Origin of the sequence: Pseudomonas xantholysinigenes (assembly GCF_014268885.2) — a bacterium.
Lineage (GTDB): Bacteria > Pseudomonadota > Gammaproteobacteria > Pseudomonadales > Pseudomonadaceae > Aquipseudomonas > Aquipseudomonas xantholysinigenes.
On the sequence record NZ_CP077095.1, the window covers coordinates 2,905,525 to 2,920,928 of the forward strand.

Below are 15,404 nucleotides of genomic sequence, written 5' to 3' on the forward strand. Positions count from 1 at the left end.
ATGCGCCAGGCCGGACTCCACATCTTGACTAAGGCCACTTGTGCAGCGCCTCGACGGTCAGGTCGAATTTCTTCTGGTAGATCCACTGTTCGGTCTGCTCCTTGAGCGCAGCAAACGCCGCAGCCGACGCGGATTGCTCCTCCAGCACCTGCAACTGGTCGTGGAACGCCTGTGGCAGCTTCAAGCTGCTCTGGTAGGTTTGCGCGACATAGTCCCCCCAGAAAGGCTGCTCAAGCATCCATATCGCCAGCGTGTCCGCCGTCTCGCCGCTCAGGACCAGGCGCTCGACCTCGGCGACATCCTCGGCCGCGACCTCGACGACATTGGCAAAGCGCAGTGCGCGGACACTGACGGGCAGCTCCAGCGATTCGCGCAACTGCAGGCAATAGATCAACGCCACCTCGAGCGATTCGCGCTGCCCTTGTTCGGTCCGCGAGGCATCCTGCCAGGCGTGGTACTTGACCTGCTCCAGTCGCCACAAACGCCGCGCCAACCTGACCAGGGCCGCGCCGCGCTTGGCGGGAGGTGAATCATGCACGGTCTGCCACAGCAACTTGCGCACCTCCAGGTCGGCGAGCACGGCGGTGGAGTTGTCCGCGCAATTCTCCACCACGGCATTGTCCAGCAGCTCCCTGGCAAGCTCGGGGTTTTCCAGCATGCTTTCCATCAGGTCAAGCACCCGCGCGGCCAGGTACTTGAAAGTACGTGGATCCTTGAAGTCGGCGGAACGGGTCAGTGCCACCAGCAATTGCAGGAAGTTCGCCGAACCGTCCATCATGTCCACGCCAGACCAAGCGACGGCCATGCTGTCTCGCAGCTCGTTGCTCATACGGTCCAGCCACTGCAAATGATGAGGGACCTCGCTGTCATAGGGGGTTTCCCACTCCGCCTGCCAGCCAACACTTTGCCTGAGCGCCACCGGGTTGCCGGTTAGGTCCACGTAGCCCTCGCGCCATAGTGTCGATTGCAGGAAGCCTTCGGGCAATTGGTTGATGGTGTTGCTGGTCAGGTCCAGCAGGTAGAGGTGCGGGCACTGCAATACACCCGTAGGTACGGCCGAAAGTTGTGCCCCACGCAGGTGCAGCTCGTTCAACTGCATCATGGTTGCAACAGAAAAGTCACTGCCCAGGGGGTTGCCCGAGAGATTGAGGTAAACCAGCGACCGACATCCCGCGAGAACTGTCGCCTGCGCCGAGTCCAGCGTGATGCGGTTGTGCGCAAGGTCCAGAACCCGCAGCGTGGGTTTGAGCATCAAGCTGACAGGCACGCGCTGCAATTTGCTACCGGTCACCTCAAGGGTGCGCAACCGCGGAAACGCGCGCAGGAACTCATCGGGCAACTCCTTTATTTTCAAGGCGCGCAAGGCAATGCTGCGCACGTGGGGAAAGCTGACCTGCGCAGGTATCGCCGGTAACGTGCGCAGCGACTCTCCGGTAAAGGTCCAGGTAATATCCGGGCGCTCATCGACCGGGTTGATCCTCGAGGGAATCGTCTCGCGCCAACATTGCATCGCCGCCTCTCTGAACCGGCCTCGTGCACCTCGGTCGCCACTGAGCAAGCCTGCTTTTTCCCACTGTTTCAGCGCATCATCCAACAAGGCTGCCTGCTGCTCGAGCACCTGCAGCTCTTCACTGACGGGCCGCCCCGCCAGGTGCATCCTGATCAGCCAGTCCTCGATCTGCGCGTTGCTGTACGCCGGGTACAAGTCGCGCAACCGGGCAGGTAACGAGCGCGGTCGGGTATTGGCCCTGGTAAGGCTGCTCAGGGTGTTGCCTCCCAGTGGATAGCCGATTCTGCCGTCATCCAGCCGTTGCGGCGCATTGATACCGGTACCGGCTTCGGCTTCGCCTTTGCCCAGCAAGCGAGCAATCAAAGGCCGTTGCGCAGGAAAGCTGCGCGCCAGCCTGGCTCGCAAGTTCGTCGCATAGGGCTCGGCGAGGCCCAGCGCAGAAAGCGCCTCGCTACCCAGGGCGTTGACCAGCACTTCGAACAGCTCTCCCGGTCCCGCCAGGCCTATGCCCAATGCGTCCTCCAAGGTGAACTGACCCGTTTGATGAACCAACCTGAAGCTGCGCCCAGCGCCGTCGCTGGTCAGCACCGGCCTGAGCGCCTCGCCATCGAATAGCCGCCAATGCGGCCTGCGCGCAGTGGCGAGCACTGCCTCCAGCATGCCAAGCACCACCTTGGCCAGGTCGAGGTTCTGCGGCACCTCGAAGAACAGCGCCTCACCAGCACGGGCAATGCGGATATGCAACATGCTGACCCTGGCCGCCTGGACCAGCCGGAATGGCAACTGGCCCCTGCTGGCCAGGTAATCCTGATCGACCAGGCTGGCCGACCTGATCAACTGCCGGGCAGCCGGCAGATGCAGGCGAGGAAATACCTTGCGCAAGGCCATGACCGAGGCATCATCACTAAATTGCGTTTCATCGTACAGTTGCTGCAGTAGCTGCCGACGCTGCGTTGCCACCAGATCGGCCAGGGCCGCCCCAGTTCCCCCCGCCGCGCCCGGCAGCGCTTGGGCCTTGGCCAGCGCGCCACTGTCGTCACTACCGTGCGCGCTGCGCAGACCATCGATCAGCGCCTGCACACGCCTATCGATCAGCAGGCGGCTCACCGTATCGGTCAGTTCCGGCTCCGGCGCCCGGCCATAAACATGCAGCGCGCGCAGGTGATCGGCGCTCAGCCCATGGATCGCCATAGCTTGGTCGACCTGCGCATCGTCCAGTTGCCGATACGGCCCATCGAGGCGGCGGAACAGCTGGTAGGGGTCGGCCCATTCGGCGGGCTGGTCGCTCCAGAGGCGCCAGGCCCCAGCGCCGTTACTGCGCAACAGCGGCCCGTGCGCCTGGCGCGGCCGTATTTGCCACTGCCCATCGGCGCTACGCTGGCGTACCTCATAGTAGTGCCCCTCCAGAGTCACCCAACAACGTTCACCCTGCCGGTAAACGCCCAGATCATCGACAGCCGCGTCGGCAGGTGGGACCGCGCCGCGATACGGCGTCAGGTCACCGCTCCAGAGTTTCTCTGTACCGTTCTCCAGGCGCGCGGGCAGCAGTTTGTCCAGCGTATTCCAAGCACGGGTAACGCCACCGGCCACTGCGGCAGTCGCACCGACCATCGCCACTTTCCTGGCAATCGCCAGAACATGATCCAGCGCGGCGTTGGTATCACCGTCTCGCCAATCTTCGAGTGCCTGGAAGACATCCGATAGCAGCTCCCAGACCATGACGGCCAGCAACAGCGCTCCCAGTGTAGGAATGAACAGGCTGGCCAGGCCGAGCAGTGTCCAGCCCTCGGCCTCCAGGCGCCGCCGATGCTCGCGTTGCAGCTTGCGATCGATGGCTGCCGCAGGCACGGCGATCGCGGCGGCATCGTCCTTGATCTGCGCAATGCGCGCCGCGGCCAGCCGATCGAACAACGGCAGCGGGTAGGCCGACATATGCTGGTCCATCTCTCGGGTGGCGAAATCGGCGATATCCTCGAGTTCGGTTGCGACCTTGGCGAAAAACGCCTGGCTGTCACGCCGGCGCACGAAACGACTGAAGAACTGCTGGTAGGGCTTCTTGCGCAGGCGCTTACCCAGCACTTTGCGGGTAAAGGCCTCAAGGTCGTCACTTGCACTCCACGGCCCGTCCGGGTCCCCTGGGATGTACACCAAGACACGCCGGCTGGAATTGAACAACCAGCCTTCCTGCAGGACATCAAGCACCACGATCTGCTGCAGGTCGCAGTCGAAAGCTTTCATCTGCTTGGCCACTACCTTGGCTTCGTTCAACGTGCCTGGCTCTGCGTTCTGGCATAGGGCGATCACCATTGCCAGTTCATCGGCCTTCAATACCCCTTCGGACTTCGCCTTGCAGGCGGCGATCAGCATCTCGCTGCGATACAGCGCGGCCAAGCTCGCGCTGACACAGTGGCCGCTGGCCGTGCGCTCGGCGGACGCGTCGAGCACGCTCCCCAGGTGCTGCTGGTAGCGCGCGCCCAGGTCCAAGGCACGGCATAGCACCGCGAACTCCAGCGCTGTTGGCCGCAGGCAGCGCTCACCCGAGGCATCGACAAGCATGTTGTTGCGTGGTTGCCCTGCTGACGTCGTCTCGACCGCGGAAAAGTTGTACAACGCCGCTTCCAGCAAAGGGATGTCGTAGTAGTCCTGTTCCATCTGCGGCTGGCGACCGCTGGCCCAGCTGGGGTGAGGCGAAGCCGCAAAGTAATAGGCGCGAAAGAACAACTGGTCGATGTCCTGCACGCTGTCGAATCGCTCACGCATCTCACGCTGCAACAACGGCCTGGCGAACGTATCGAGCCCCTGTATCCGCGCAAACTCCGCGCGCAAACGCTGGCGACTGAGCAGGCTGGTCTTGAATGCCTGGTGCAACGCATCATGCTGCGATGCGTACAGGCCATTGGCCGGAATGTTCTGGTCGGTCGGCAGCGCCACTTTCAATGCGCCGATCCAACTCGGCAAACGCTTGGCGACAATGCCGTCCTGATACCCTTGTTCCAGTGCCAGCGTATCCACCGCTTCACGCTGCGGATCGAGAGTGTTGTCCATTTACGCGCCTCCTGAATGATTGAGGCGCGAAACTAGCGGCTTGCTGGAAAGCGCAGGCGCTGGATGATTACCACCCGCTCAAAACAGGGGAAGTTGGCGATTGATCAGGGCGCTGAAGCTATCGCCGACAAAAGGCAGGATGGCATCGGCCACCGGTTGCAGCTGACGGCTGAGGTAATGCTCGTAGTCGATCGGCGCCTGCAGGTTTTCCAGCGGCTCGGGGCCAGCCGTGGTGACCAGGTAGCTGATCCAGCCGCCGCGCTGATACTGCAGGGGCCGCCCCAGGTGACGGTTGTAGTCGTCGGCCAGGCGCGCCGCGCGCACGTGCGGCGGCACGTTGCGCAGGTACTCGGCCAAGGGGCGGCGCAGGCGCTTGCGATAGACCAGCAAGTCGTCCTGCTCACCGGCCAGGGTACGTTGCACGTACTGACGGACATAGTCACGGTATGGCTGGCCACGGAAGATTCGCCCGTAGAGCGCTTGCTGGAACTCTCGCGCCAGCGGTGACCAGTCGGTGCGCACCGACTCCAGGCCCTTGAACACCATGTCCTCGCCGCCCTCCGCCCGCCGTACCAGGCCGGCATAACGCTTCTTGCTGCCCTCGTCGGCGCCGCGAATGGTCGGCATCAGAAAGCGCGCGTAGTGGGTCTCGAACTGCAGTTCCAGGGCGCTTTCCAGCCCCAGGGTCTGGCGCAGGTGCTCACGCCACCACTGGTTGACCTCGGTCACCAACGCGCGACCGATGCGCGCCGCGGCCTCCTCGGCGTGCGCGCCCTTGAGCCAGACGAAGGTCGAGTCGGTGTCGCCGTAGATCACCTCGTACCCCTGGGCTTCGATCAGCGCCCGGGTCTGGCGCATGATCTGGTGCCCACGCATGGTGATCGATGACGCCAAGCGTGGATCGAAGAAGCGGCAACCGCTGGAGCCCAGCACGCCGTAGAAGGCATTCATGATGATCTTCAACGCCTGCGACAAGGGCGCGTTGCCGGCGCGCTTGGCTGCCTCGCGCCCCTGCCAGACGCGCTCGACGATGGCCGGCAGGCAGTGCTTGTGGCGCGAGAAACGCCCGCCCCGGAAGCCCTCGACCGACTGTGCGTCATCCGCGTGCAGCAACCCCTCGACCAGCCCCACCGGGTCGATCAGGAAGGTACGGATGATCGACGGGTACAGGCTCTTGTAGTCGAGCACCAGCACCGAATCGTACAAACCTGGGCGCGAATCCATGACGAAGCCCCCTGGGCTGGCTTCATCCGCACGCCCGCCGAGGTTGGGCGCGACATAGCCCAGGCGATGCATGTGCGGAATGTACAAATGGCAGAACGCCGCCACCGAGCCACCGCCACGGTCCGCCGCCAGCCCCGTGACCGAGGCGCGCTCGAGCAGGAAGTCCAGCAGCCGCGTGTGGGCGAAGATCCGCGTGACCAGCTCGCAGTCCTTGAGGTTGTAGTGCGCCAGGGCCGGTTTGTCCTCGGCAAACATCCGGTTGATTTCGTCCATGCGCTCGTAGGGCGTGCTGATTGCCTTGCCTTCGCCGAGCAGCTGCTGGGCGACGCTTTCCAGGCTGAACGAAGGGAAGCTCCAGGTGGCCGAACGCAAGGCCTCGATGCCGTCGATCAACAGCCGGCCCGGTGCTTCGGCGAAGAAGTGGCTGCGGCTGCCGTGCTCGCGCAGGTGCAAGGGCGCACCGTCGCGGCCCAGGCACAAGGGCACGCCAAGCTGCCGGGCGTGTTCGTGCAGCAGGCGCAGGTCGAACTGGATCAGGTTCCAGCCGATGATCGCGTCCGGGTCGTGCTGGGCCAGCCAGCGATTCAGGCAGTCGATCAGCGCCGCCCGGTCAACGCAGTACTGCAGCTCGAAATCGACCTGGGCGGCATCGCCATTGGCCGGGCCGAGCATGTACACGTTGCGCTGGCCACAGCCCTCCAGGGCGATGCTGTACAGCTCGCCGCGCTCGCTGGTCTCGATGTCCAGCGACACCAGGCGCAGTGGCGGACGGTAGTCGGGGTCGGGCTTGAGCTGGGTGTCGTGCAGCACACCCTGGGCATCGGCCTTGCCGGCAAACCGCACCGGCGCGGTGATGAAGCGCTCCATCAGGTAGCGCTCGGGCGGGCGGATATCTGCCTCGAGCACCTCGATGCCGGCCGCGCGCAGGCGCTTGTCGAGGGCGATAAGTTGACGGTGCTGGCGGCAGTACAGGCCCAGTACCGGGCGCTGGTCGAAATCACGCAGGTGCAGGGGCTTGAGCTCGACACCCTGCTCGTTGGCCAGCAACGCACGGGCCTGCTGCGCCTGTTCGGCCGGAATGAACGCTACCGACGGCTGTGGCGCCAGGCACACACGCCTGGGCCCCTGGTCGGTAGCCAGCCAGAACTCCACGCAAGTGCCTGCGGGCGTGTCGTGCCAATGACGGGTTAGGACAAACCCCTGTTGCAACTGCACCGCGTGGACCTCGTCAAGCTGGAGCGCAAAGCGCGATTCTACCGTGCTCCAGCAGAGATTGCTGATGAGCGCGACACGCTTGCAGGGCTAACGAGCACCGCTGGCGAACCCGGCGCGACGGCCAGTCAATACCAACAACCCAGCCAACGCGACCAGCCCCAGCACCACCGTACCGAAAGACGCAACGCCGATCCCGGTCAGCAACAAGCCGCCAATGATCCCGCCCAAAGCAATCGCACTGTTCCACACCGTCACCAGCATCGACTGCGCCACATCGCCGCCCTCGCCCGCCGCATCAGCGCAAGCCGTCTGCAACAGGGTCGGCGCGCCGCCATAGGTCAGCCCCCACAACGCCACGCTGGCGTGCACCAGCCACGCCGCGCCCTGCGCCTGCCCCAACGCCAACGTTGCCAGGGCGAAGCCGGCCAGGCACAGCACCACCAGCCCACGCAAATGCCGGTCCACACCGATGCCGACCAGCGCGATACCCGCCAGCGACGCCAGGCCGAAGGTCATCAGCACCTGGCCAACCTCATTTGCCATGCCGGCCGCCGCCAGCAACGGCACGATGTAGGTGTAGAGAATGTTGTGCCCCAGGATCCAGGCCAGGATCACCAGTAGCACCCGCGCCACCCCAGGGGTACGCAATACCGCCAGCGCCGCTGGGCGCCGACCGGCCACTTGGCCCGGAAAATCCGGCACCGCCCGCAGCACCCAGCCCACCAGCAACAACGCCGCCAGCGCCACTACCACGAAGGTGGCGCGCCAGCCCAGCCAGGCCCCCAGCCAGGTGCCGATCGGCACGCCCAGCGACAGCGCGATGGGCTGCCCGAGCATCGCCAGCGCCATCGCCTTGCCCTGCAGGGCAGGCGCCACCATGCGCCGCGCATGGCCGGCAATCAGGCCCCAGGCCAGCCCAGCGGCGGCACCGGTGAAAAAACGCAGGAGCAAGGTCAGCTGGTTATCAGGGGAAACGGCGGTCAGCCCGTTGAACAACACGAAGCCGCCGATGGCCAGCAACAGCGCCCGGCGCCTGTACCAACCCTGGGTCAAGGTCACCAACGGGATCGCCGTGAGCAGTGAGCCCAGGGCATAGGCCGTGACCCACTGCCCGGCCATGGCCTGGCTGATGTCCATGCCCGTGGCGATCTGGTCGAGCAAGCCGGCGGGCAAGGTTTCGCTGAGGATCGCGATGAAGCCGGTCAGGGCCAAGGCCAGCAACCCACTCACAGGGAGCCGGTTGGCCTTGGCGTCAGGCGTGGCGACACGGATCGCCGGGGAAGGTGTATGCATGGGGGCCTCTAACTATTGGTCAAGGCCGATAGCTTGTGGCGGCAAGGCATTAAGGAAAAAGATGGGTAGAATGCCGCTCATACAGGACATAAACGTCCTTAATCGGAGCGCAGCATGGACAGCCTCAACGGTTTCGTGGTGTTCAATCGGGTCGCCGAAGCCGGCAGCTTTGTCGCTGCCGGCCAGTCGCTGGGGATCAGCGCCTCGGCGGTGGGCAAGCGCGTGGCGCGCCTGGAAAACCGCCTGGGGGTGCGCCTGTTCCACCGCAGCACCCGCAGCATCACCCTGACCGCCGAAGGCGCGCTGTTTCTCGAACGCAGCCAACGCATCCTGGCCGAAATCGAGGCCACCGAGCAGGCGCTGTTCCAGGCCAGCAGCACCCCGCGCGGACGCTTGCGGGTCAGCCTGCCGCAGGTGACCGGGCTGGTGATGCCGGCGTTGGCCGAGTTCATGGCGCGCTACCCGGATATCGAACTGGACCTGGACTTCAGCGACCGCATGGTGGATATCGTCGGCGAGGGCTTCGATGTGGTGATGCGCGGTGGCCAGCCGCTGGATTCACGCCTCAACGCCAAGTTCCTCGGGCACTTCCAGCACCGCCTGGTGGCCTCCCCGGCCTACCTGGCCGAACAGGGCGCGCCGCAACATCCGCGCGACCTGGCTGGGCACCGCTGCCTGCACTACCGCTTCCCCAGCACCGGCAAGCTGGAGGTCTGGCCGCTGCGCCGGGAACATCCCGAGCAGGACTACGCCATTCCCATCGCCATGGTCTGCAACCATGTCGAGACGCGCATCTGCTTCGCCCTCAATGACCGCGGCATCACCTGCCTGCCGGACTTCAGCGTGGCCAGGGAGCTGGCGGCCGGCACCCTGGTGAGCGTGCTCGATGGGTTTATCGAACGGCGTGGCAGTTTCTACTTGCTGTGGCCTTCAGGTGGGCAGATGCCGCCGAAGTTACGGGTATTCATCGATTTCATGAGTGCGCATGTACTGACCGGTGCAGGGGGATCGGTTACATGAGTAACGCCGTGCGGCGCACCGATGTTCAAGCCGTTACCCGTTCCCCTCACGATTTCAACCGTACAGGTAGCTGATGTCCTTGTGCGCCAACGCCGGCACCTGCGCCACCAGGTAGTCACGCAGCTTGTGCATGTGATGTGCCTTGGGGCTGGCCTTGAGCCAGGTCATGTAGTAACCATCGCCGGTGGCCACCGCCTGGGGGAATGGCGTGACCAGGTTACCCGCCGCCAGGTCGGCGCTGGCCAGCACCAGGTCGACCACCGAAATGCCCAGCCCCTGCTGGGCCGCCGAAATGCCCTGGTCGAGGGTATCGAACACCTGGCCCTGGTCGATGCTGATGTCCAGCGCATCCAGGCGCGCCAGCCAGCGTCGCCAGTCGCGGCGGTCCGGCGAGGGGTGGAGGAATTCGCAGTCCTCGAGCACCGAGAGCGGCGGCGCCGGGTCGGCAAGGTAGGTGGGGTGGCAGACCGGAATCAGCCATTCGTCGAACAGCTTCAAGCTTTCGACCTCGGCCGGGAAGCGGCCGTTGCCCAGCAGGATGGCGCAGTCGTAGGGCTCGGAATAGAAATCCACCGCGTCGATGTCCATCCATACGCTGGACAGCTGCACCGAGCAGCTGTTGTCTGCCTTCTTGAAGCCGTCCAGTGCCCGCAGCAGCCAGCGCACGGTGAGCGTCGACGGCGCTTTCAGGCGGATGCCGTAGCGGTCCTGGCGCAGCAGCGCGCAGGCGTTCTCGATGATCTTGAAGCCGACCTTGAGTTCCTGGGCCAGCAGCCGGCCATGCTCGGTCAGGCGCAGCTTGGGGCCGCGGCGCTCGAACAGGTCGCAACCGAACAGCGCCTCAAGAGTCTTTATATGGTGGCTGACCGCCCCCTGGGTGAGGGCCAGCTCCTGGGCGGCACGGGTGAAAGAGCCATAGCGCGAGGCCACTTCGAAGGCCCGCAGGGCGTGCAAGGCGTGAATCCGTTCCGACATGAAGGCCTTCCAGAGCATGAATGAGGCTCATAGTAGGTCATAGTTCCAGGCGTTTTACAACGCAGCGACCCTCACCGAAAATGCTGGTAAATAACAATTTTATATAGCCAACCCGCATGGATATGACGGAAAAATCACTTTAACGCACTCACACGGATATACCTGGGGAAATCATGTTTACGGGTTATGGACACTGCTACCGCCTGGATGCGCTAGAGCTCGCCGATGAACATGTGCACAACCAGCATCACTGGACGCACAAGACCATAGAACATTTCAAGCAAACCCTGGCCAACCCTGACTTCCCGTGCCTGTTCGGGCGCAAGGCGGTCAGCGCGCGCACTTGCCACATCATCTTCGCCCGCGCCAGCCAGCTGGCCGACGACATCGCCAGGGGCCTGGCCGACTACATCCGCACCGTCGCGCCGATCCCGCTCAAGCAGCGCATCGGTCATCCGCTGCTGGTGTTTCTGCAAACCGACCCGGCCAGCACCCTGGCCGAGCAGCAACGCCTGGCCTGGGCGGTACTGCAACAGGTCCATGCCCGCGACCCGCAACCCTGGCCAAACGAAGTGCCACAGGACCCGCACGACGCTCGCTGGGCGTTCTGCTTCGCCGGCATGCCGCTGTTCGTCAACATGAGCTTCCCCGGCCATCGGCTGATGAAAAGCCGCAACCTGGGCCAGCACATCGCCTTCGTCATCAACCCGCGCGAGAGCTTCGACGAAGTGGCCAGCGCCGGCACCGAAAGCGGCCAACGCATCCGCGCGCGCATTCGTGAGCGGGTGCGCCACTACAACGATGGCGTGATGCCCGATTCGCTTGGCTTCTTCGGCCAGGACGACAACTTCGAATGGCAGCAATACCAATTGCAGGAGCCCGGTTCGCTGAACCCGGCGCGCTGCCCGTTCCATACCGCAACCGCTGAACCCATGATCGAGAACTGAACGTGAATACTGCACTGACCGCCACCTACGCCCTCACCGTCCTGCTGCTGATCGCCACGCCTGGCCCGGTGGTGGCACTGATCGTCAACACCGCCGCCGCCTCGGGCTCGCGCAAGGCGCTGTTCACCGCCGTCGGCACCAACTGGGCGTCGCTGGTGCTGATCGGCGCCGCGGCCTGGATCATCATGACCAGTGCGGCCATCGACAAGACCTGGCTCAACGGCATGAGCCTGCTGGGCTGCCTGTTTATCGGCTACATCGCCCTGGGCACCCTGCGCGAGGCGCTGCAGAGCAAGGCCGACAGTGCGGACGAACAGGCCGCGCCTAACGCGCAAGCGGGGCGTGGCGGTTTGCTCCAGGGCTTCATGGTGGGCATTTCCAACCCCAAGGACATCATCTTCTTCATTTCCTTCTTCCCACAGTTCATCCAGATCACCGAATCGTTCGGCAAGAGCATGCTGGTGCTGTCGCTGCTGTGGATCGCCATCGATTTCGCCGTGCTCAGCCTGTACATCTTCGCCATCGGCAAACTTGCCTCGCCGCGCAGCAACCGTCTGATCAGCCTGGCCTCGGGCGTGGCGCTGCTGTTGATCGCCGCCGTTGGCCTGGCCTACAACCTCAAGGCACTGGCGGCCTGAGCCCGACCCTCGCCCAAGGAGCGCCCATGAACCCGATCGACGACCGCCCGACAGGACTCATGGGCAATACCGCGCCACTGCCACAGGACTACCAGCGCTTCCTGCAACTGGGCAGTCGCCGTGCTCCGCAGATACTCTACGTGCATGAGCGCGGCTACCGCTCCAGCACCATCAACACCGATGCCCTGGGCCTGCGCTACAGCCATTGCGCCGGCAAGCGCTTCTCGGTGGCCGAGCGCGGCGGCGTGGCCCGGGTCAACCTGCTGGTGGGCGGCTCCACCGCCATGGGCATCGGCGCCAGCTCCGACCAGCACAGCGTGGCGTCGTACCTGTCGCAGTTGACCGGCGAGGTCTGGCTGAGCCTGGCCAGCTGCGGGCTCAACGCGACCCAGGAACTGCTGCTGTTCCTCACCCATCAGCACCGTTTCGGCCAGATCGGCCACGTGGTGCTGCTCAGCGGCCTCAATACCCTGGCCCAGGAAACCTTGGGCGAGGTCCTGGCCGGCGCCCAGGACCCGCAGCGCGCCCAGGCCTACCAGGGCTTTCTCAACCGCTTCAACGAAGGGGTACAGGTGGTCGATGAGCCACGTCGCGAATCGCTTTGGCAACGCCTGGGCCAGGTCCTGGCGCCGGTTCGCGAACAGCCGTGGCCGGATATCGAGCCGCTGTCGAGCCCTGATAAACGCTTGATCCGCGCCGCCGACAGCATTGGCCGTACCCTGCGTCAATGGGATCGCCTGCTCGCCGACGGCCATACCACCCTGACCTTCATCCTGCAGCCGTTGCTGCCCTGGTGCCGCGACAGCCTGCCGACCGGCGAGCAGGCCATGCTCGCCGGCCTGGAGCGGCAACCGTCGAATTTCGACCGGCTGATCGGTAGTGCATTCGACAGCCAGTTGCACATGGCTTTCTTCCGCCGCATCAAGAGCCAGGCGGAACCTGTGCCCTGCTACGACATGAACTGCATGCTCGGCAGCTCACCGGCTTTCGCCAGTGACCTGTTCGTTGACCGCCTGCACTTCAACGACCTGGGCAACAACGCGCTGGCCAAAGTCATCACCGCCAAGCTCGGCCTGGCCCAGGAAAACCAGGCCTTGCGTAAGGTCACGCCGATCAAGCCGGGCGGATAGCGACGTACCGGGCTTTCGGCAAGGGGCCTTGGCTGGCTAGAATACGCCGTCGTCGCTCCTGATCCGCCTGAGGCACTCGCATACCTGCCATGACTTACCCTGTCGTCCCCCAGCGCCCGACCACGCGCGCCAGCCGCGTCGCTGTTGTGCCATTGATGCTGGCAGCCTTCGGCGCCCAGGCATTGGAGGTGAACATCGACCCCCATGCCGACCTGCTCTACCGCCAGGCCCTGCCCCTGCTGGAACAGGCCGACAGCCAGGACGACAGTGCCAGCCCCCTGCGTACCTCGCCCCAGGACCCGGAGCTCAGCCGCCAGGGCCAGGCCATGGCGCATACCCTGCCGACGGCCGTGGCACTGCTCAAACGCTCCGTCGCCCTGGGCCATCCGGTTGCCCAGTACCGCCTGGCGCTGTACTACACCACCTACCTGCCGGCCGGGCAGATTGCCGACGCCGCCTGCCCGTTGCTGGAGGCCAGCCTCAAGCAGGGCTTCGCCCCGCCGGCCCTGGCCATTGCCCGCTGGTGCACGCCGTACAACGCCAGCCCGGCCTACCACGAGGCGCTGGAAGCGGTGCCCAGCATGGCCACCTTGTATGCCTCCTACTACCCGCAGCCGGCCACGCGCCTGGCTTGCAGTCGCGCCCGGCCGCAGGGGCTGCAGTTGCAGTGGGGGCGCCAGCGCGACTACCAGGCGGAAATCTACCGCCTGCTTGGCGAGCTCGACCCGCAGCAGCGCCAGGGTTTCCTGCAAAAGGCGGTAGAGATCAACGGCTGCGCCGCCGCCCAACAGCGCCTGGCCAGCCAGCGCTGATCCGGCGCCGCGGGCGCAATGCCGAGACTGCCGTATCTGGCGTAATCCCTGTGAGAGTGGATTTACCCGCGAACACCGGCGTAGCCGGTGCCAAGTACTGCGTTGCTTGCTTCGCGGGTAAACCCGCTCCCACAGGTACAGCGCATGGCTGGCCCCTGGTGTAGTCGCTGCTGGGCTAACTGTATTGCCGAGATTTCTCGGCCTGACGCAATCCCTGTGGGAGCAGGCTTGCCCGCGAACACCGGTGTAGCCGGTGCCAGACACCGCGTTGTTGCTTCAAGGGGGTATAGGCCGGCGCGCCTACAGAACGATACATAACTCACTGCAGCACGACACACTGCAGATACCCCACCCCCGCACACTCCCGGCCATCATCGCGCGAAGGCACCCCGCCCTCGCCGCCTGCTCCGGGAAACCTGCCCATGAAAGCCCTGCCCTCTGGCTGGAAACTGTTCACTGTTCTTGCGGCGCTCACCTTGCTGATGACCGCCGCTGTGCTGGCCAGTCAACCGCTCGGCGTCGACGGCCTGCGCAGCGCCATCCGTGCTACCGCGCGCAGTTCGTTGGCCTTGTTCCTGCTGGCCTTCCTCGCCTCGACACTGACGACCCTGCTGCCAGGTACGGCCAGCCGCCAGCTACTGCGTGAACGGCGCTACCTGGGCCTGGCCTTCGCCTTCTCGCACACCGTGCATGGCGCCTTGATCTACCTGTATGCCCAGCGCTACCCGGAGCTGTTCTGGGCCGGCCGCAACGCGGTGGCCAACATACCCGGCTCACTGGGGTACCTGTTCATCCTGCTGCTGGTCCTGACCTCGTTCCAGGCACCGATGCGCCTGCTTGGCCCACGCCTGTGGAAAGGCCTGCACAGCACCGGCACATGGGTCCTGGCCGCCGTGTTCTGCCTGTCGTTCTACAAACGCATTCCCCTGGGCGGTTGGTACCCCCTGGCCTTCGCCCTGATGTTCACCGCCATCGCCCTCAAGCTGATTGCCAAGCAGGCCCAACGCCTGCGCCGCGCCACCCCCTCGTTGTCCCACTGACAGAACCCAAGGAGCCTCGACATGCTGACACAAGCCCTCACCCGCCCCTTCACCGCCCTCGATCGTGCCGGACACTGGGGCGCCGACCTGCCACTGCGGCTGTTCCTGGCCTGGGAGTTCTTCGAATCGGGCCTTGAGAAGTTCAACGGCAGCAACTGGTTCGCCGACCTGCAAGGCAGCTTTCCCTTCCCCTTCGACCTGCTGCCGGCAGGGCTGAACTGGCAGCTGTCGATGTGGGCCGAGTTGATCTGCCCGCTGCTCCTGCTGCTGGGGCTAGGGACTCGGCTGGCCTCTGCGGTACTGATGGTGGTGACAGTGGTGGCGATTGCCGCGGTGCACTGGCCAAGCGAATGGTCGAGCCTGGCGGACCTGGGCCGCGGCTATGCGATCACCGACCAGGGCTATGGCAACTTCAAGCTGCCGCTGATCTACCTGGTGGCGTTACTGCCGCTGCTGTTGAAAGGGGCCGGACGGTTGAGCCTGGATCACTGGCTGCGCCGCCAGCACTGATTCAAAGGTAGGAGCCGGCTTGCCGACGAACACCGGCAAGGCTGG

General features: G+C 64.8%; 11 protein-coding genes. 7 read left to right on the plus strand and 4 right to left on the minus strand.

The genetic code is table 11. The annotated features are described in order from the left end of the window. Positions 1–28: 28 nt before the first annotated feature. The 3 genes from HU772_RS12860 to HU772_RS12870 all read right to left on the minus strand — a co-directional run bounded on the left by HU772_RS12860 (position 29) and on the right by HU772_RS12870 (position 8,287). Positions 29–4,555, minus strand: coding sequence for an NEL-type E3 ubiquitin ligase domain-containing protein (locus tag HU772_RS12860; protein ID WP_186659432.1), 4,527 nt, complete (start codon positions 4,553–4,555; stop codon positions 29–31). A 78-nt stretch (positions 4,556–4,633) separates the two neighbouring features. After that, the gene (locus HU772_RS12865) at positions 4,634–6,994 is read right to left on the minus strand and encodes a DNA polymerase II (RefSeq protein WP_186659434.1); all 2,361 of its coding nucleotides are present in this window, start codon (positions 6,992–6,994) and stop codon (positions 4,634–4,636) included. A gap of 87 nt (positions 6,995–7,081) precedes the next feature. After that, on the minus strand, positions 7,082–8,287 hold the full coding sequence (locus HU772_RS12870) for an MFS transporter (RefSeq protein ID WP_186659435.1): 1,206 nt from the start codon (positions 8,285–8,287) through the stop codon (positions 7,082–7,084). Positions 8,288–8,401: 114 nt separating this feature from the next. Between HU772_RS12870 and HU772_RS12875 the strand changes: the two genes are divergently transcribed. Then, on the plus strand, positions 8,402–9,307 hold the full coding sequence (locus HU772_RS12875; protein WP_186659436.1) for a LysR family transcriptional regulator: 906 nt from the start codon (positions 8,402–8,404) through the stop codon (positions 9,305–9,307). 54 nt (positions 9,308–9,361) lie between these two features. Here the strand turns inward: HU772_RS12875 and HU772_RS12880 are convergent, their stop codons facing one another. Next, positions 9,362–10,282 (minus strand): LysR substrate-binding domain-containing protein, encoded by a 921-nt coding sequence (locus HU772_RS12880; protein WP_186659437.1) that lies wholly within the window; start codon positions 10,280–10,282, stop codon positions 9,362–9,364. Between the two features lie 173 nt (positions 10,283–10,455). On the opposite strand from HU772_RS12880, the gene HU772_RS12885 reads away from it, so the two are divergent. From HU772_RS12885 to HU772_RS12910, 6 genes are all read left to right on the plus strand, one after another. After that, positions 10,456–11,229, plus strand: coding sequence for a YqcI/YcgG family protein (locus HU772_RS12885; protein ID WP_186659438.1), 774 nt, complete (start codon positions 10,456–10,458; stop codon positions 11,227–11,229). A 2-nt stretch (positions 11,230–11,231) separates the two neighbouring features. Beyond that, positions 11,232–11,867, plus strand: a complete 636-nt coding sequence (locus HU772_RS12890) for a LysE family translocator (protein ID WP_186659439.1) — start codon at positions 11,232–11,234, stop codon at positions 11,865–11,867. Positions 11,868–11,893: 26 nt separating this feature from the next. Further along, the gene (locus HU772_RS12895) at positions 11,894–12,997 is read left to right on the plus strand and encodes a hypothetical protein (protein WP_225923009.1); all 1,104 of its coding nucleotides are present in this window, start codon (positions 11,894–11,896) and stop codon (positions 12,995–12,997) included. Positions 12,998–13,152: 155 nt separating this feature from the next. Next, entirely contained in the window at positions 13,153–13,809 is a 657-nt protein-coding gene (locus HU772_RS12900; protein ID WP_186659562.1) for a sel1 repeat family protein, read from the plus strand. 422 nt (positions 13,810–14,231) lie between these two features. Beyond that, entirely contained in the window at positions 14,232–14,849 is a 618-nt protein-coding gene (locus tag HU772_RS12905) for a ferric reductase-like transmembrane domain-containing protein (RefSeq protein ID WP_186659440.1), read from the plus strand. Between the two features lie 21 nt (positions 14,850–14,870). Continuing rightward, positions 14,871–15,359: an HvfX family Cu-binding RiPP maturation protein gene (locus tag HU772_RS12910; protein ID WP_186659441.1), complete on the plus strand. Its 489-nt coding sequence runs from the start codon at positions 14,871–14,873 to the stop codon at positions 15,357–15,359. Positions 15,360–15,404 lie beyond the last annotated feature (45 nt).